Consider the following 18,656-nt stretch of genomic DNA (forward strand, 5'->3'; position numbering starts at 1 on the left):
GATTGAGATGGAAAAACCGGGGTCTAGTGGGTCACTTCTGGGTGGAAATCAACACGGTCCTCATTCAAATCCGTGTATCGCACCTAATTTAGTCATTTTTGAGTCGTGCATGTGCAATAATTTGGACAACCATCAACGTCTTAAGCGTTCCAACACAATCCAGCCTTAAATTTGGACTTGCGGGGGAACAACGTGGGGAACATTGGGGTGAAAAAATTTTATGAAACCTTTGCTCTATGCGGGTTTCAAAGAAAGATTCAATTCCCGCCAGCTCCACCACCTACAAACAACCCAGCGCACGCTGGGTTGTTTCACAATCAGACTGCCCGTAGCTCAGTTGGATAGAGCAACAGCCTTCTAAGCTGTGGGTCACAGGTTCGATCCCTGTCGGGCAGGCCACTGAAAAAGCCGTTCATGCTTTACATGAGCGGCTTTTGTGTTTCTGGAGCAGTGGTTTGTGCAGAATTCGCTGCGGATGCGAGCCAATTCTGCGACTTAACTGTTGTTTTTATTCCATTTCTTCTTCAAATACGACCGAAGGCGCGGCGACGACTCGGCCTATGTCTGCTGGCGATGTGATCAAGCTCTTGCTGACATAGCTAAACGGCGTATCTGGCTCCAGTGCGGCGGTGACCAGATGGGCTTTAGCTTGGTTGAGGGTGATGTAGTAGCTGCCCATGGGGGTGTCAATGGCTCCGCGTGTCAGCACTGGCGAGCTGCTGCCGCTGCGAGCTGCGTTGTAGCTGTCGGCGAGCATTTGGCCGGGTTCTGCAATTTGCATGATTTGCACACCTTGCAGACGCAGGCGATCTACCGCTCTGCCTGAGTCTGCGGATAGCCAGTAGCCGCAGGGGCGTGGGCGTGTCTGTTCAGGTTTGATGCTCAGGGATGATTTCCAGTCCACGCGTGCTTCGACCTCTTGCCCTGAGTCGGCTTGCAGCATGCGGATGCTGTGTTGCTGAGGCGTTTGAACTGCCTTAATGGCGAGAGTGTTTCGGCAAGCCAGAGCCGAGATGTCGCGGGACACAAAGGATTCGACTTGCTTCAGGTTCTGTGATTTTTCAGCAGTTGCTCTCAGCGAGGCAGTAGCGGCGATCACAAGGCTGTGCACGCGACGCTGGATATGCATGCGGCCTAAGTCGGAGCCGCGGCTGGCGATAAGCAGAGCGGCCGAATTTTTAAGGCTGCTGGCGTTGATTAGCGTGTCTGCATCAAGGCTGGCCATGGAGAGTGACTTGTCACCCGGCTGAGCACTGGGCTGAAAGAACCATTCATTGCTGAGCTCTGCTTGATTGAGGGCTGAGCGTACAGGTTGGCTGTACCACTCGCGGGCAGCTTTGTTGATGAACTCGTGCGCATTGGCGGTGGCGGCGGGTTGCAGCAGTACGTCATAGCGCTGTACGGCCTGAAATTTCTGCAGAAAAGCACCGCCAGCAGTGAATTCATGCAGGTCGATGACGGCCGCTGGGCGATAGTTGCGCGTCAGGCGGGCGAGTGCCTGTGCTTCTGGGGTGTTTAAAAGCAGGTGATCGTGCGTGAGATCGGTGCCGTCTGCTGTTACGGGGCTGGCAGTGTCTGCTGCATCAGGATTGGCACGCGGCACGATGATGATGTTGATTTGCTGCAGCAAGGGAGCGAGCAGGCCGCCTTGGCCTAGTTCGCTGGCGACAGCCAGCAAGGCCTCAGTACTGGCGGGCTCATCTCCACGCTGTCCGCCGACGAGCAGCACAGTGGGCTTGCCATTGTTGTTAATGGCGGTGGCTTGCGTGCTTTGGCCTTGCGTTGCAATCAGTGCCTGAATTGGCAGCCCGCGCTGAGAGGTGCCGATGACTGTCGTGCCAAGCTGGTAACCGCTGCCAGCTTTGCTGCTCAGCGATTGCAGCAAAGTGGCGATTTCTGTATGTGTGCTGAACTGCTGGCGATTCGCACCCAGGCCCGGCGTGGCGTAGAGGGCTGTTGGGTCTGGAAAAAGAGATTCGATCGAGGGGTTGTAGGGTAGCGCTGCGAGTTGTGGAGCAGGTGCGACGGGGCGGCTAACGGCCGGCTGCACTGCAGGTGCTGAAGTCACACTGGCACTTGGCTGGCTTGTTTTTGTTGGTGAACTGTTTGACATGCCAGTCCAAGGCGGTAGCTGCACATTGGCGCAGGCTGTCAGCAACACTGCCGAGCCCAGGGTCGTCAGCTTGAGCATGCGATGAGCCCAGACAGGCTGAGGGCGCTTGGCTTGAGAGAAAACGGGCTTGGTTAGAAATGTCATAAGTTCAACGCAAATAAAAAAGAGCACGCCAAGCGCGAAACCTTAAGCTTCGCACATCCAGATCGGATGTTAGGCCGACTGGCTTGCGATCTGCTGTCAGCGCGTAGCGCTGCCGAGCCCAGAAAAAACAAAAGGGCTGCAATATTTGCTATTGCAGCCCTTGATGAGGTGTGAATTGCTTTGACGGCGTTTTCACGCCTTCAGCTAAGCCAGCGGTTAGCGGCCGTAACCGCCGCCAAAGCCACCACGGTTACCGCCGCGATTGCCGCCACCACCGTTGCTGTTGCCGCCGCCGAAGCCGCCACGGTTACCACCGCCAAAGCCGCCACGGCGACCGCGGTCGGCCATGCTGTCTACGCTGGTGCGCATAGGATCAGGCTGGCCGCCATTGCTGCCGCGCGCGCCATTGTTGCGAGCATGGCCTTGCTGAGTGCCCAGGTGCGCATCAGCGCGTGGGGGCTGGTCGTCGTAACGGCCACCGCGTTCGCGGTCGCCAAACTGGCGAGAGTCGTTGCGCTTGGGCGCGCGCTGCTGATCGTTGTTGTAAGGGCGGGGTGCTCGTTCGCCTTGGCCAAATTGTGGCTGGCCTTGCTGCTGGTTGCGATCGGAGCCGCGCTCAGCACCACGTTCAGAACTGCGCTCGGAGTGGCGGTCAAAACCGCGGTCCGAATTGCGGCCATTGCTGCGTTCTGCGCCTTGCTGGCCCTGGCCTTGAGGGCGTGGGCTGCCGAAGCGGCTGTTGCTGCGTGGCTTGTTTTGGCGTGCAGGGCGTTGCTGGGCTTCGCCTTCGGCCTCGCCCTGGCCGTCTGCTGCGGGACGGCGAGCACCGCCACGGCCACCGTTAGGGGCCTTGTTGGTGCGGATGCGATCCATCATTTCCTGGCGAGCAGCCTTGGCAGCCGCTTGCATGACGTCGCGGCTAGGAGGCTTGCCTGCGCCGCCCCACAGAGTTTGGCGACCCATGGCGATGGGCTCAGCCACTTCGCCTTCTTCGGGGCCAAAGCCTTCGACCAGCGCCACTGGAATCTCTTGCTTGGTAAAGCGTTCGATGTCCATCATGAAGCCTTCTTCGTCCATGCAGACCAGGCTCACGGCATTGCCTTCGCGACCTGCACGGCCCGTGCGGCCAATGCGGTGCACGTAGTCTTCGGAGATGTTAGGAATCTCGTAGTTGACCACGTTGGGCAGTTCGTCAATGTCGATGCCGCGTGCTGCAATATCAGTAGCTACGAGCGCACGCAGTTCGCCGGTCTTGAAGCCTTCGAGGGCTTGAGTACGGGCGCTCTGGCTCTTGTTGCCGTGCAGGGCCATGGCGGAGACGCCATTCTTGGTCAGGTACTCGGCAACGTTGTTGGCGCCAAACTTGGTGCGGGTGAACACCAGCACCTGGCTCCAGTTGTTTTCCTGAATGATGTGCAGCAGAACCTGCTTTTTCTTGCCGCGACCCACGGGGTGGATCACCTGCTTGATGCGCTGCACTGTCGTGTTGCTGGGCGTAACCTGAATGGACTTCGGGTTGCGCAGCAGGCCGTTGGCCAGATCACGGATTTCATCGCTGAAAGTGGCCGAGAACAGCAGGCTTTGCTTGTCCTTGGGCACCAGTGCCAGCACCTTCTTGACGTCGTGGATGAAGCCCATGTCCAGCATGCGGTCGGCTTCGTCCAGAATCAGCATCTCGACGGTAGACAGGTCCATGAAACCCTGGCCTGCCAGATCCAGCAGACGGCCGGGAGTGGCGACCAGAACGTCCACGCCTTTTTCGATGCGGGCGATCTGTGGCTTCATGCCAACACCACCGAAGATGACGGTGGAGTTGATGTCCATGTATTTGGCGTAGCTGCGCAGGTTTTCTTCAACCTGAGCGGCCAGCTCGCGGGTAGGCGTCAGCACCAGTGTGCGAATGCCCTTGCCGCCAAATCGGTTCTTGGGCGCTGTGCCAGTTGCCAGACGCTGCAGCATGGGGAGCGTAAACGCTGCCGTCTTGCCGGTGCCGGTCTGGGCGCCTGCCAGCAGGTCGTGACCTGCGAGAACCAGCGGAATGGCTTGCGCCTGAATGGGGGTGGGGTTTTCGTAACCCTGCTCTTGTACGGCCTTGAGAATGGCCGGAGCCAGATTCAGTTCTTCAAATGTCATTGTGATCAATTGCGCCAATCCTGGGCGCGGGGTATCAGCCTGTCATGGCAGCCCGTTGGGCTGCCTGGCCAGTTGTAGGCAGATAAAGTTGCGTGTTGGGAGCTTGGAAACGCTTCCGTTGTCCCCAGCTGAAGTGCTGCTGCAGAAGGCAACTGGACGCCTATTGCGAGGGGTATTGTCGCATGCGCCGATAATCATGGTTTGTTTGCCGTGAAATGCGGCACACTTTTTTGCATAAATTCAAGCAACTCAAAGCAATTCGAACATGGCTCAATACGTTTTTTCGATGAATCAGCTGACCAAGACGGTGCCGCCAAAGCGCCAGATCTTGAAAGGTATTTCGCTGAGCTTCTTCCCTGGCGCCAAGATTGGCGTGCTGGGCCTGAATGGTTCGGGCAAGTCTTCGCTGCTGAAGATCATGGCTGGCGTGGATAAGGAATTCGAAGGCGAAGCTATCCCCATGCAGGGCCTGTCCATCGGCTATCTGCCCCAGGAGCCTCAGCTCAACCCCGAGCACACCGTGCGTCAGGCTGTCGAAGAAGCCATGGCCGAGGTGAACAACGCTAAGGCTCGTCTGGAAGAAGTCTACGCAGCCTATGCTGAAGAAGACGCTGACTTTGACGCGCTGGCCGCAGAGCAGGGCGAGCTGGAGGCAGTGATTGCTGCCGCTGGTACAGACTCCGAGCACCAGCTGGAAATTGCTGCTGACGCGCTGCGCCTGCCCGCCTGGGATGCCATCGTGGGTCAGTTGTCTGGTGGTGAAAAGCGCCGTGTGGCGCTGTGCAAGTTGCTGCTGTCCAAGCCCGACATGCTGCTGCTTGACGAACCTACCAACCACTTGGACGCTGAGTCTGTCGACTGGCTGGAGCAGTTCCTGCACCGCTTTACCGGCACTGTGGTGGCGATTACCCACGATCGCTACTTCCTGGATAACGCTGCTGAGTGGATTCTGGAACTGGACCGTGGTCACGGCATTCCTTACAAGGGCAACTACTCCGACTGGCTGCTCCAGAAGGGCAACCGCCTGGAAGCGGAACAGAAGGGTGAAGAGGCCCGTGCCAAGGCTCTGAAGAAGGAGCTGGAGTGGGTGCGCCAGAACGCCAAGGGTCGTCAGGCCAAGTCCAAGGCGCGTATTGCACGCTTCGAGGAACTGAGCGATTACGAATACCAGCAGCGCAACGAAACACAGGAAATCTTTATTCCTGTGGCCGAGCGTCTGGGCTCCAAGGTTATTGAGTTCAACAACGTGTCGAAGTCGTTTGGCGACCGCATGCTGATCGACAACCTGTCGATGAACATTCCAGCCGGTGCCATCGTCGGCATCATTGGTCCTAACGGCGCGGGTAAGTCGACGCTGTTCAAGCTGATCGCTGGCAAGGAGCAGCCTGATTCCGGTACCGTGGACATTGGTCAGACCGTGAAGATGGCCTTTGTGGACCAGCACCGCGATGCGCTGGCCAACGAAAAGACCGTGTGGGAAGACATCTCCGGTGGTCTGGACATCATCACCGTGGGCAAGTTCCAGATGGCTTCGCGTGCCTACGCAGGTCGCTTCAACTTCAACGGTCAAGACCAGCAAAAGAAGGTCGGCAACCTCTCCGGTGGTGAGCGCGGTCGTCTGCACCTGGCCAAGACCCTGATTCAGGGCGGCAACGTGCTGATGCTGGACGAACCATCGAACGACTTGGACGTGGAAACCCTGCGTGCGCTGGAAGACGCGCTGCTGGAATACGCGGGTACCGTGATGGTGATTTCTCACGATCGCTGGTTCCTGGACCGTATCGCTACCCACATCTTGGCAGCTGAAGGCGATTCGCAGTGGGTGTTCTTCGACGGTAACTACCAAGAGTACGAAGCCGACAAGAAGAAGCGTCTGGGTGTTGAGGGTGCTGCACCCAAGCGCATGCGTTACAAAGCGTTGAAGTAAACGACAAAATGCTTCCAGCCTCGGCTGGAGCGGGTATTCTTAGGGGCTATGAGCCTCGCACATGCATCTGTCTCCGTGCTGCGTACTTGCCTAGTCCAGGCGGTACGTGGCGCTGATGCATTCGCGCTGCGTTTATTGCAGCGCACCGAATACTCCTTGGAGCAGACGCTCTCAACGGATTTTTCCTCTGCAAGGCGCGATGTGCTCAGTGCGGCGCTGCACAACCTGCAGCAGCACCGTGCCTCGATCATCAACAGCTTTCCGCAGAACTTGCTGGAAGCACTGGTCCTGTCAGCGCGCCAACCTTTTTCTTTCAGTGCCCAGACGATGGACACCGGCACTGGACAGCTTTTGCCACTGGCTTCCATGGCGGAGTCAGCAAGTCGTCAGCTCAAGGCTGAGCACAAACTGGTGCAACTGGTTTCCCCGCAGGTCGAGCTGGCACTGGCCGACCTGGATGCGTTGATGAGTGGTGCACAGGGTCTGGAATCTGCCCAGCCCGAGTGCAACCCGCTGCGACTGGAAAACTATGTACGCGCCCTGAGCCAGTCATTGACGGCATTACAGCCCGCGACAGAAGTGGCCGATTGCTGGCGTGAGTTCATGGTGCAGCAACTCGGCGCGCTACTCGTTAGCGAATATTCCCGCGCCGCGAATCTGTTGCGCCAGCAAGGCGTTCAGCCTGCGCGCTATGGCACAGACTTTGATGCCCAACCTCAGTGCCTGCTGACCCTGCGTTTGCTGCAGGAAATGGCATCAGACCTGCGCTGGATTGACGACATGGGCTGCACCGTGCCGCAGTCGTTGACCGATTCCATGCTGGCGGGCTGGCCTTCGACTGAGCCTGCACCCGTCGCGATGCCAGGCCGTGGGCAAGGCCTGCAGCCGGGCTGGACTTCGTATTCCGCCTCTGCATTGCAGACTACGCATCAGCCTTGGGTATCCAGTTCTCTGGGTGGGTTGCGACCGGTGCAGCCGAGTCAGGCCCCCATCTCGCTGATTCATATTCGCACGCTGCAGCGCATGATGAGCCATATGACTAGCGACGGACGTTTGTTGCCCGCAGTGCAAAAAGTGCTGCAACAGCTGGAGCCTGTGCTGCATCAGCTCGTGACGCACGATCGAGCCTTTTTTGACGATCGCATGCATCCGGCGCGGCAATTGCTTGATGAGCTGACGGCGCGCAGCCTGTGGTTTTCCAGCGAATCTGCTCTGGGCTTTGTGCACTTTATCGCTGTGGCCGAAGCGGCTGCGAACAAGCTCGCCAGCCTTGCTCAGGTGAATGCAGCCATGTTTTCCCAGGCACTGCAATATGTGCGTGAGCAGTGGCCACCAGAAGGGCGTATGAGCCGTATTGCCGCACTGGGCTCGCAGGCAGATGGTGAGCAATCTACCCAGCAAGGGTTGATGAGCTCGGCCTTGGGACTGGTAGACCGCCAGATGGTGAGCGCAGCGATGGAGCAGGCGCAGCCCGATGCCGCGCAACTGGCGCAGATGATTCGCAGTCTGCCCAGTGCCAAGGGCGTGCCTGAAGATATTCTGGATTTTGTGACCGGCCCTTGGGCGGGTGTCATTGCACAGGCGCAGCAACAGGCTTTGCAAAAGGGAGGGGCTGCTCAGGAGCGTGATCCCGGTGGTTATCTGGCCTTGGTGCCCAGTTTGCTGTGGAGCGTGTCGCCTCAGGCTGCTCAGGATGTAGAGCGGCTGGTGACCATTGCCCCCAAGCTGCAGCGACGCTTGGCGCGGGGTCTGCGCGGCGTGGGCCGTACGGATGTTGAGATTGCGGCGCTGGCAGCTCGTCTGGGTAGCTTGCAGCAGCGCGCTCTGGATGCTGCCGAAGCTGCACGTCCGCGCTCAGAGAGCTTTGTCGCAACAGATGTGCTGGATGAGTTGCCCAGCATGCTGGTTGGGCTCGATGGGGTGACGGAAACCGTGCATGCGGGCTTGGACTCGTCACCGCCGGTTTTGACCGAGATGATGGATGTGGTGTTTGACTTCGCCCCGGAGCCTGAAGCCAAGCCGGTGCACCCACTCAAGCCAGCGGTGCAGTTCGCATTCAAGCCTGAACCCGTGAGGCGAGAGCATGCTGTCGTGGTCGCACCGGTGGCTGCTCCTGCGTCCGTCCACGCCCCGCAGCCCAATGGTGCTGATCTCTCCGAATGGCCGCTGGGCACCTGGGTAGAGCTGCGCAACGAGCGCCAGCAACTGCGCACCAAGCTGACCTGGGTTAGTCCGCAACAAAGCCTCTTCCTCTTTACCGCCGAGGATGGCAGCACCCAGTCTATGACGCGGCGCATGCGCGACAAGTTGCTGACGCAGGGTCAGCTGCGTCGCCTTGAGGCAATGGCCTAATTCTTTGCATTGAAATCTTGATAGCTGGGCAGCGTAGCCTGTCCTGCGATCGACACCGACTGCGCCAGCAAAATAGCGCGGACCGTTGCCACCGCAACGGCTTCTGCTGCCAGCGTGCTCAGCGTCATCATTCCCAGATTTTTACCGCTCTGGCCTGTGCCCAGTGCAAACAGGCTGTCGCCATCACTCATGGTGTGCACGGGGTTGATAGCCCGGGCCAGGCCGTCATGGGCCACGACGGCCAATCGATGGGCCTGCGCCTTGGTGATGACGGCATCGGTGGCGACCACACCAATCGTGGTGTTGCTGCCGGCAAGAATGGGGCGGGGCTCTTCGCCCGCCAGCAAGGCATCACGCGTACTGCGCAACTGTTGACCGTCAGCGGTGCGTGCTCCCGCCAATAGCTCGCCATTGAAGGGGTTGAACACATCGCCCAGTGCATTGCAGGCAATGATGGCGCCCACGGTCACGCCATCTACGGTAAAGCTGGCGGTGCCAATGCCGCCCTTCATGGCGCGCTCATGGCCAAAGACTTTGCCCACTACGGCCCCAGCACCTGCCCCCACGCTGCCTTCGGCGGGGCGATCGGTGTGGGAGTTCTGGCAGGCGGCGTAGCCCGCAGCGGCATCGGGGCGTATGCGCATATCGCCCAGCATCACATCAAACAACACGGCGGCGGGTACCAGTGGAATGCGGCCCACGCCAATGTTCAGGCCTGCGCCTTGCTCTTCCAGCCATTGCACGGCGCCGGTGGCGGCGTCCAGCCCCCAGGCGCTGCCACCCGCCAGCATGATGCCGTGTACCTCCTGCACCAGATTGCTGGGGTGCAGCAAATCCGTCTCGCGCGTGCCCGGTGCGGCACCTCGTACATCCACGCCGCCGACAGCCCCTTCAGCGCAGAGCACGGCGGTGCAACCCGTGGGGCGGCGCGCATCGGTGAACTGCCCCACGCGAATGCCTTTGACGCGGGCGATATGGCCTTGGTGGGCCAGCAGGTCTTGGATGGACGAGATAGAGGTCATGTGCAGGCTCCCGGAGATCTTTTATATGCTTTTCAAGATAAACAGATGGGTTTTTATTCTTAAGAGTGTGCTCTAAGAAGGTTCATACTTACTCACATTGTTGCAGCGCGGTAAACAAATGAGAACTGTGCTGCGAAAGCGCATTCAATTCAAGGAGTGATTCATGTCTGCCCATTTCTCTTTTGCCGCTAACCGCCGCACAGTGCTGGCAACTGCTGCTTTGGCCTTTGCCGTCACTCTGGGCGCTCCCGCTATGGCGCAAGACGCAGCCAAGAAAAACCTGCTGATTGGCGCCACCGCAGGCTCCAACTACGACCTGCTGCAAAAAGGTATCCTGCCCCAGCTGCAGAAAAAGGGCTACCAGATCAAGCTGATCGAGTTCAACGACTATGTGCAGCCCAATCTTGCCCTGTCGGATGGCTCGCTCGACGCCAACTTCTTCCAGCACCGTGCTTACTTTGACCAGTTCACCGCCGACCGCAAGCTGGCGCTGACCGCTATTGCTCAAGGCCCCGTGGCTCCCATGGGCGTCTACAGCAAGAAGCACAAGGGCCTGGCCGATATCAAGAGCGGCGCCAAGGTCGCTCTGCCCAATGACCCCAGCAACCTCGCCCGCGCACTGCTGGTGCTGCAGCAGGCTGGCCTCGTCAAGGTCAAGGAAGGCGTGAACCCAGCCCGTATCTCCGAGCTGGACTTGGCTGCTAACCCCCACAAGCTGAAGTTTGTGGCGCTGGAAGCCGCTCAACTGCCCCGCGTGCTGGAAGATGCTGACTACGTGGTGGTCAACGGTAACTTTGCTGTTTCGTCTGGCCTGAAGCTGAGCGAAGCCGTAGTGCTGGAAAAGACCCCTGATCTGTACCTGAACGTGGTGGCCGTGAAGACCGGCAATGAAAAGTCGCAATGGGCGCAGGACCTGGCTGCAGCCTACCGCTCGCCCGAGTTCAAGGCCGTGGTGGACACCCAGTTCCCCGGCTACTCCAAGCCTGCTTTCCTGAAGTAAGCAGCAGAGTCGCGAACGCTACTGAAGGGCCGCATTGCGGCCCTTTTTCATGCCTGCAAGAAGCCACTTCTCAGATGAAATCTGAATATAGGCATGGGTTTTTATTGGTTTGAAATGGATTGACTTGTCGCGATACTGAAATCGAGTGCTGGCTGATGAAGACCGCACCCTGATATTTCAACCGGATGAGGAGCAATGCATGAACCCTGTTTTTTCCGCAGCGCGCAGTCCCCGTAGCCGCCGCAGTATTCTGGCCACCACCGTGCTGGCCTTGGCCGGTATGACGCTGGGAGCCCTTCCGGCTGGCGCGCAGGATGCGAGCAAGAAGCAGTTGATCATTGGCGGTACGGCGGGCTCCAACATTGACCAGCTGCAGTACGGCATTGTCCCCATCCTTCAGAAGAAGGGCTACAAGGTCAAACTGGTCGAATTTAATGACTATGTGCAGCCCAATCTGGCGCTGGCCGACGGTTCTCTTGATGCTAACTTCTTCCAGCACGAGGTGTACTTCAACCAGTTCAAAGGCGACCGCAAGCTGGACTTGACGGCGCTGGTGCAGGGGCCGATTGCCCCCATGGGCGTCTACAGCAAGCAGCGCAAGACTCTGGCCGAGCTGAAAGAGGGCGACCGCATTGCCCTGCCTAACGACCCCAGCAACTTGGCGCGGGGCATTTTGCTGCTGCAGCAGGCCGGGCTGGTCAAGCTCAAAGAAGGGGTGAACCCCTTGCGCGTGTCCGAGCTGGATTTGGCCTGGAACCCCAAGAAGATCAAACTGGTGCCGCTGGACGCAGCCCATCTGCCACGCGCGCTGGATGATGCGCAGTACGCCATCATCAACGGCAACTTTGCCATCTCCTCGGGTCTTAAATTATTGGACTCGGTGCTGCTGGAGAAGACGCCGGAGCACTACCTGAACATCGTGGCCGTCAAGACCAAGGACAAAGACTCGCAGTGGGCCAAAGATCTGGCGGAGGCCTACCGATCCGCCGACTTCAAGTCGGTCGTTGATCGCAAGTTTGCGGGTTACGCCAAACCCGCTTTTCTTCAGTAGGCTTTAGATCAGGCCAGCCGGGCCTGAATTTCCTCTTCCAGATGGCGCAGCGCACGCAGTTCAATCTGCTGCAGCTGCGCTATTTGCTTTTGGGGAAGTGACTGCAGCAGGGCGGCGGCGCCAAAGTCGCTGAGCACGGCTTCGCCCGTTGTCGCATTCCAGAGAATGTTGTGCGCATACAGATCGCCATGTAGCACGCCGCGCGCATGCAGGTGGGCGACAGCGCTTTGCATGCCTTGTAGCAGGTACTGGGCGGCCTGCGGTGAAAAGCGCTGCTCAGCGCCGTAGACATCGCGTGTGCAGCTATCAAAACTGGGGGGCTGCGCCAGTGCTTGCATGGCGGCTGGCAACAGCGGTAAAGCCATGGCCAGTTGCTGCTCGGGCAGTCCGCTGACCGGGCCTAGCGGCGTCAACAGGTTTGGGTGGCTGCCTGCCGCAAGCCCTGCTGCCAGTTCAGATTGCGGCGTGCCGTCGCTGGTGTGGGCGGCTTTGAAAACCTTCAACGCTAGATCATGGCCTGCATGGCTGGCGCGGTAGATGTGGCCGCTGGCGCCTTCGCCCAGTTTCTCACCCAGCTGCAGGTTTTGATAAGAAATGGCCTCTATCCCATGTTCATAAAGCGCTAGTAGCTCACTTTTTTGAGTGATGGGGTTGCCAGCCATGGCCAACCAGGCCAGCTGCGGCAGTGCAAAGATCAGTTCTGGGAGCTGCTCAAAACGGTTGCTGGCAATGCGCAGCAGCTCCAGCCTCTGGCATTGCACCAGACTCTCAGGCAGTTGCTGCAACTGGTTGCAAGACAGCATGAGCTTTTGCAGGCGCGCGCACTGGCCGATGGATTCGGGCAGGGCTTGCAGCCGGTTGTCTGTCAAGATCAGCCAGCGCAGACGTAGCGGCAGGCTTTGCTCGGGCACATGGGCAATCTGGCAGGCCTTGAAGCCCACCATCTCCAGCACGGGCATCTGGCCCAGCACTGCGGGCAGCTCGGTGAACGGATTGTTCGAGGCAAACAGAATGCGCAGCTTTTTGAAGCGGGGCAGGTCGGCGGGGAGCTGGCTGAGCTGGTTGCCCGACAGGTCCAGAATCTCCAACGAATCGGCCAGCACATACAGCGCCTGCGGAAACTCCGTCAGCGCGTCGCTGATGCGGATATGGCGGGCACCGGCCAGCGTACCTTGGGCTAACTGAGAGTGGAATTGCTTGAGCGTCAACATGGTGCAGCAGTCTAAGCCCCGCATCTAATGAAAATCTTTAACGACTTGCGGGCATTGGCGCAGGCACTGGCAGAGCTGGATAAGGCGGCTTGGCTGGACTTGCCGCTCAGCCAGCGGGAATCTTCAGCGTAGAGCTACCCGCTGTGAGTCTGTCTCGGCCGGTAGCGCTCCTGAAGTGGGTGGAGTGAATAATTTCTGGTCAACTCAGCGTGAACGGGAGTGGGCCTATTGAACCCACAGCACTTCAAACTGCTGGACCTGTATTGATACCTCATCACCTTCGCACTTGCCCAGCATGGCTCTGCCCAAGGGGGCTTTGCTGCTGATGACCTGAACGAGTTCAGCGCCGCAGACCAGTTTCATGCTTCCCCCATCCGGGCCAAGAAAAAGAAGTTGCTGCTTGTTGCCTGCATCTACCAGGCAGACCAGCGCGCCGAGCTGTATACCCTCGCTGGCGTTGTAGGGGCGTGGGCGGAACTGGTTCCAATGGGCTATCGCCTGGCGGATGGCTTCGGCACGCCTGGCCTGGCCAGTGGCCAGGTAGGCGGCTTCGAGACCCAAGGTGTCGTATTTGTTTTCGGCGATGTTTTCTTCATGGGTCGCCGATTCATGAGCCGCCCGCGCTGCCTGCTCGGCTTGCAGCAGGTCCTCGGCAAGCCGTTCCAGCACCTGCTGCTGCAGCAACGATTTATCCATAGTGAAAGGTATATATCTCGAACAAGTGTGAGGGAGGCCTTGCCCATGAAGGGCCTCAGCCGCATGAATCAGTGCTGCTTTGACTCTTAGAGCTGCAAACACAACCCTTGATACGTCGTTGCTTCGCCTTGTCGTACTTCTGTACTGCCTGCGGCTTCGCGTCTCGTCTCAAACGCAAACCTTCGGTTTGCTGGCTAGTGTTAGCCGCTCTTAGTCGCCTTGCAGACCCAACTCTGCCGCCGCTCTCTTCAATTCTGCGAACTGGTAGTCCTGCACCGTCTGTCTGGAAGAGATGGCTCGGTTGTCGGGTCCCGCGATGAGCAGCCAAGCCGTTGCACCTTCTTCCTGCGGGTGCGGCATTGCAAACATCAGAAACTCGCAGTCGATGCCCCAAACGTCATCGACTTGCATATCTCTGCACTGTGATGGAATGTGCATGAAGGTCACGCGGTCGCTGACGGCACGCAGAAACTCATCGTCTTGCGGATCTAATGCTTCCGGTGACCCCTGCATAGGATCAATAAAGACAATCATGGGCGTACTGCTGAAAGAGTCATGGGCCCAATCTTCCTTTTCGCGCTGGAACATCAGCGTTGCCTTGCCCGTGAAAGCGAAGCCTGATTCGTCATCTCCATACTTGAAGGCCTTGGCAGTAGCGACCGCCTGCGCATAGCCTTCGTCGTCAATGCCTACAAAGCGCAAGTCTTCAGTGATGCTTGTCATGTTTTCATCCAAAAAATAAGCCCGATCCAAACACTCGGATCGGGCCTTGTCTAATCAGCCAATTATCGGTGACTTATGCCGAGGTCCCCTGGTAGGGACGAAAAAGCCGCCCGAAGGCGGCTCTGTAATGGAGATGTACTCAGTTTTTGAGCACTTCGACGACGTAACGGCGTTGGCCCTTGTCATCTACCTCGACCTCTCGGCCGTGGACATCCGATTCAAAGCCGGGAATCTGGGCGTCCTGCTCTTCGGCAATGCGCAGGTAGTTGAAGATGGCATCGGCTTTTTCGTTGTACAGCTCGCCGGGCATGATGAGTGGAATGCCGGGAGGGTAAGGCACCAGCATGGTCGCGGCAATGCGGCCCTTGAGTTCTTTGACTTCCACCTTCTCGACATTGCCTTGCACCAGCTGGTTGTAGGCTTCTGCAGGAATCATGGCCATATCTGGCTGCTCGACATACATCTCGCGCATGACCTTGGGCACGTTGTGCTGGCGGTTGAACTGGTGCAGGCGGTCGCATAGTTCACGCAACCCCGTTTCTGCATACACCTGCGGGTGATTTGCCACCAGGTCGGGCAGGACCAGCGCCAGTGGCGTGTTGGCCTCGTAGTGTTGCTTGAAGCTCATCAGTTCGGCCACGAGCGTGCCCCATTTGCCCTTGGTAATGCCCATGGAGAAAAGCACCAGCAGCGAGTAGAGGTTGGTCTTTTCCACCACGATCCCGCGAGACCAGAGGAATTTGCTGACCACGCTGGCGGGAATCCCTTGCTCGCCCATCTGTCCATCCATGGCGAGGCCCGGCATGGTCAGTGTGACCTTGATCGGGTCGATCATCACAAAGTTGTCGCTCAGCTGGTCAAAACCATGCCATTTGCCGTCGGGGCGCAGTTGCCAGTCCTTGGGCTGGGCGGGCGGAATATGGGTTGAGGATTTCTGCAGATTCTTGGCCACAACTTCAGGCTGCCAGACCTTGAACCACCAGTCTTTCTTGTCCAGATCAGATTCAATCTGCAGCATGGCGCGGCGAAATGCCAATGATTCGTCGTGCATTTCCTGCACCAGCGACTCTCCTGCCTTGCCCTCCATCATCTTCGAGGCGATATCGCAGGCTGCGATCACCGGGTACAGCGGACTGGTCGAGGTGTGCATCATGAAGGCTTCGTTGAAGCGCCCCATGTCCAGTTGGCGTTTGCGGCTGTTGCGCACATGGACCATCGATGCCTGGGAGAAGGCCGCCAGCAATTTGTGGGTCGAGTGGGTGGTGAAGACGATGGCGTCCTGCTCGCGCGGCTTGCCCTTGGCCATGCCGTAGTAGTGCTCGTAGAAGGGGTGGAAGGCCGCATAGGCATACCAGGCTTCATCGAAATGCAGAAAATCGACGGCGTTGCCGATCTTCTTGGCAATGCTCTCGGCGTTGTAGCAAAGCCCGTCATAGGTGGAATTGGTGACCACAGCGATGCGCAGCTTGGCGCCGTTCTTCATGGCTTGGGCGGCCAGCGGGTTTTGTGCAATCTTGGCCTGCATGGCTTTGGGCGAGAACTGATCCTCGCTGATAGGACCGATGATGCCGTGGGCATTGCGGCTGGGCGAGAAATACACCGGTATGGCGCCGGTCATGATCAAGGAGTGCAGCAAGGACTTGTGACAGTTGCGGTCGACAAACACCACATCACCACGCGCTACCGTGCCATGCCAAACGATTTTGTTGGCTGTCGAGGTGCCGTTGGTGACGAAGAATGTATGGTCGGAGCCGAAGTTCTTGGCTGCCTCGGTTTCGGCCTGACGTATCGGGCCGCTGTGATCCAGCAGCGAGCCCAGTTCGGGCACGGAAATCGACAGATCGCTGCGCAGCGTGTTCTCACCAAAATACTGGTGAAAAGCCCGGCCCACCGAAGACTTGGTGAAAGCGACGCCTCCGGCATGGCCTGGCGTGTACCAGGAGTAATTGGACTTGGCAGTGTGCTTGATCAGTGCCTTGAAAAACGGCGGCAGCAAATGCTCCATGTACTCATCGGCGGCACGCATCACCTGGCGGGCAATAAAGCTCTTGGTGTCTTCAAACAGGTAGAAATAACCGCGGGCGTACTTCACCAGGTTGGTCGGCACTTTTTCCACCGAACCGCGCTCGCCGTAGAAGAAGACCGGCAGATGGGGGTGGCGCGCCAGGTTCTCTTCCAGTAGTTGCTGGATTTGCTCAAATTGCTGAGTGGCATCCTCGTCGGCGTCTATGGAGATCAGCACGGCCGAAGCGGCCAGATAGGTGCGCGCTGCCACGCGCGCATCGTCCAGCGTGAGATTGGCCATTACGCGCTGGTTGGAGTTTTCCAGTTCTTCCGCCAAGGAGCGGATGATGGTGCCGCGCAGGCGCGGAGATTCGAACTCGCTGTCGATGATGACGGTCGGATAGTCCAGGGCTTTGAAAAACATGGTCAGGCTCCGTTACAGGGGTCGAGGGATGGAAAGGGGTAGGGGGTTCAGGCTGTCTTGCCAGCGGTGGCTGCGGCTGCGGCGGCGCGTTCTTGGTCCAGGCGCAGCATGCGGGTGCTAACAAAGCCGTAGAGCGTGAAGCCAAAGATGGTCGCCACGCCGCCGAGCAGCAGGGCTTCGGTGCCCGAGCTGTAGAGGGCCAGATAGCTGTAGGCGGCCGCGACCCAGGAGATGATGTTGACCATCAAGGCCTTTTTCGGGGGCACGCCGGCCACCTTTTGGATGGTCATCAGTGCGGCCATGGACAGCACATAGGGCACCAGATTCGTGACAACGGCAAGGTTCGTCAGGGTGTCGAACTGCTTGGTCAGATCGGGGCTGATGGTCAGCAAGGCCAGACCGGTCTGTGCGGCCAGCAAAATCAGCATGGCCACGATGGGTGTGCCGGCTTTGTTGACCTTGGCAAAGATGGGTAGGAAATAGCCGGTGTCGGCCGAGCTCTTGAACACCTGAGCGATGGTGAATTGCCAGCCCAGCAGCGAGCCAATGCAGGCCAGCACCATCAGACCCATGATGATTTGGCCGACCAGTGGTGTGAACATGTGGGCGAACACCAGGCCAAACGGCGCCGTGGATGCGGCCAAGTCGGGGTTAGAGACAATGCCCGCCATGACGTTGGTCGAGGCGATGTAGATCACGGCGGCACCAATCGTGCCTCCGAGCACGGCAATCGGTACGTTCTTTTCGGGGTTCTCTACCGCATCGGAGTTGGCGCAAGCCGATTCCATGCCCAGAAAAGCCCACAACGTGATCGCCACCGAGGAGCTGGCAGCCTGGAAGTACGACAAGCCATGAGGGTTCCATGCTTCGGCATAGGTGCTGGGGCTGAACCAGAACCAGCCGAAGGTGGAAACACCCACCACCGGCAAAATCACGCCCCAGACGGTGACGCTACCGATCTTGCCGGTGATGCCCGCTCCGCCGAAGTTGGCGAAAGTGGTAATCCATAGCAGAGCGATCGTCGTCAAGCCAACCCCTATAGGACTGAGCTTCATGCCGAAAAGCTCAGTCATATAGCCGACCGCCGTAATACCAATGGCCACATTGGCAATTAGCAGCGAGGCGCCGTAGGTGTAATTGACGATGTAGTTTCCGGAGCGGCCAAACGCATATTCGGCGTAGCCCCCCATGCCGCCAGACTTGCGGCTCAGCATGCCGCATTGGGCAAAACAGTAAGCCAGAGCTAATGAGCCTGTGGCCGTCACCAGCCAGGAAAGAATGGAGATCGCACCGACTTCCGCCAGTTTGGTGGGTAGCAGCACAATGCCAGAGCCCAGCATATTGACCACGGTGAGCATGGTGAGCTGCACCACCGTCATTTTTTTGCCTTGTGTCATTTTTTCCCCTCTTGAACCTTAGTTGAAAAACCTGGTGGGTTTCTGATAAAGCGGAGTTGGGTAGCGATCTGTGGATCGTGCCTAAGTATCTGCGTCTCTTCGGTATGGTGGTGAAGGCGCTCAAAGATAAGAAGCCTTATTGATGCCTGTTTTGTTTGGAATCAAAAGGTTTTATGAAAATTCTGATTTACCCCTAGCGCTGAAGAGACTGAAATCAATCTATCAAAAAACAATTATTTTTCAAGAATTGACATTTGTTGAAAAGTCCTTTGCTAATTTGTCGAAATATTGACTTGACTCAGGCTGTATTACTAATGTCAAAAAAGCGAAGTAACGGCGTATCAGGGAGGTGCTTTAAATGGTACTAAGGGTATTAAGGCTTCCCTCCCCTGAAGCAGGGTGCTGTTTTTCTAAGGCAGTGTTTTCTGACAGCGACTCGTAGCGGCTTGTCACTTTTGG

12 protein-coding genes and 1 tRNA gene are annotated in these 18,656 nt (G+C 58.2%); 5 read left to right on the forward strand and 8 right to left on the reverse strand.

Annotated features, from left to right (window positions below; genetic code table 11):
• Positions 1–322 precede the first annotated feature (322 nt).
• Positions 323–399, forward strand: a tRNA-Arg gene (locus RSF91_RS00005).
• A gap of 109 nt (positions 400–508) precedes the next feature.
• Here the strand turns inward: RSF91_RS00005 and RSF91_RS00010 are convergent.
• Both RSF91_RS00010 and RSF91_RS00015 read right to left on the reverse strand, forming a co-directional pair.
• Positions 509–2,257, reverse strand: a complete 1,749-nt coding sequence (locus RSF91_RS00010) for a M14 family zinc carboxypeptidase (protein ID WP_332566488.1) — start codon at positions 2,255–2,257, stop codon at positions 509–511.
• 216 nt (positions 2,258–2,473) lie between these two features.
• The gene (locus RSF91_RS00015) at positions 2,474–4,390 is read right to left on the reverse strand and encodes a DEAD/DEAH box helicase (protein ID WP_332566489.1); all 1,917 of its coding nucleotides are present in this window, start codon (positions 4,388–4,390) and stop codon (positions 2,474–2,476) included.
• Between the two features lie 265 nt (positions 4,391–4,655).
• Here RSF91_RS00015 and ettA point away from each other — a divergent pair, with 265 nt between their 5' ends.
• A complete protein-coding gene (ettA, locus tag RSF91_RS00020; protein WP_332566490.1) occupies positions 4,656–6,317 on the forward strand; it encodes an energy-dependent translational throttle protein EttA in 1,662 nt (553 codons plus the stop codon).
• Positions 6,318–6,365: 48 nt separating this feature from the next.
• Entirely contained in the window at positions 6,366–8,669 is a 2,304-nt protein-coding gene (locus tag RSF91_RS00025) for a DUF1631 family protein (RefSeq protein WP_332566491.1), read from the forward strand.
• Here the strand turns inward: RSF91_RS00025 and RSF91_RS00030 are convergent.
• Entirely contained in the window at positions 8,666–9,691 is a 1,026-nt protein-coding gene (locus RSF91_RS00030) for a P1 family peptidase (RefSeq protein ID WP_332566492.1), read from the reverse strand. The two genes, RSF91_RS00025 and RSF91_RS00030, sit on opposite strands and share 4 nt — an antisense overlap.
• 163 nt (positions 9,692–9,854) lie before the next feature.
• Here RSF91_RS00030 and RSF91_RS00035 point away from each other — a divergent pair, with 163 nt between their 5' ends.
• Positions 9,855–10,691 (forward strand): MetQ/NlpA family ABC transporter substrate-binding protein, encoded by an 837-nt coding sequence (locus RSF91_RS00035; protein WP_332566493.1) that lies wholly within the window; start codon positions 9,855–9,857, stop codon positions 10,689–10,691.
• A gap of 199 nt (positions 10,692–10,890) precedes the next feature.
• Positions 10,891–11,742, forward strand: a complete 852-nt coding sequence (locus RSF91_RS00040; RefSeq protein WP_332566494.1) for a MetQ/NlpA family ABC transporter substrate-binding protein — start codon at positions 10,891–10,893, stop codon at positions 11,740–11,742.
• 8 nt (positions 11,743–11,750) lie between these two features.
• Here RSF91_RS00040 and RSF91_RS00045 read toward each other — a convergent pair whose 3' ends face one another.
• The 5 genes from RSF91_RS00045 to potE all read right to left on the reverse strand — a co-directional run bounded on the left by RSF91_RS00045 (position 11,751) and on the right by potE (position 18,197).
• Positions 11,751–12,953, reverse strand: coding sequence for a leucine-rich repeat-containing protein kinase family protein (locus RSF91_RS00045; RefSeq protein WP_332566495.1), 1,203 nt, complete (start codon positions 12,951–12,953; stop codon positions 11,751–11,753).
• 225 nt (positions 12,954–13,178) lie between these two features.
• Positions 13,179–13,649: a GreA/GreB family elongation factor gene (locus RSF91_RS00050; RefSeq protein ID WP_332566496.1), complete on the reverse strand. Its 471-nt coding sequence runs from the start codon at positions 13,647–13,649 to the stop codon at positions 13,179–13,181.
• Between the two features lie 210 nt (positions 13,650–13,859).
• The gene (locus RSF91_RS00055) at positions 13,860–14,402 is read right to left on the reverse strand and encodes a hypothetical protein (RefSeq protein ID WP_332566497.1); all 543 of its coding nucleotides are present in this window, start codon (positions 14,400–14,402) and stop codon (positions 13,860–13,862) included.
• Between the two features lie 109 nt (positions 14,403–14,511).
• Complete coding sequence (locus RSF91_RS00060; protein WP_332566498.1) at positions 14,512–16,800, reverse strand: Orn/Lys/Arg decarboxylase N-terminal domain-containing protein; 2,289 nt, start codon at positions 16,798–16,800, stop codon at positions 14,512–14,514.
• Positions 16,801–16,847: 47 nt separating this feature from the next.
• A complete protein-coding gene (gene potE / locus RSF91_RS00065; RefSeq protein ID WP_332566499.1) occupies positions 16,848–18,197 on the reverse strand; it encodes a putrescine-ornithine antiporter in 1,350 nt (449 codons plus the stop codon).
• Positions 18,198–18,656 lie beyond the last annotated feature (459 nt).

The sequence above is a fragment of the Comamonas sp. genome (genome assembly GCF_036643215.1).
Taxonomy (GTDB): Bacteria; Pseudomonadota; Gammaproteobacteria; order Burkholderiales; family Burkholderiaceae_C; genus Comamonas.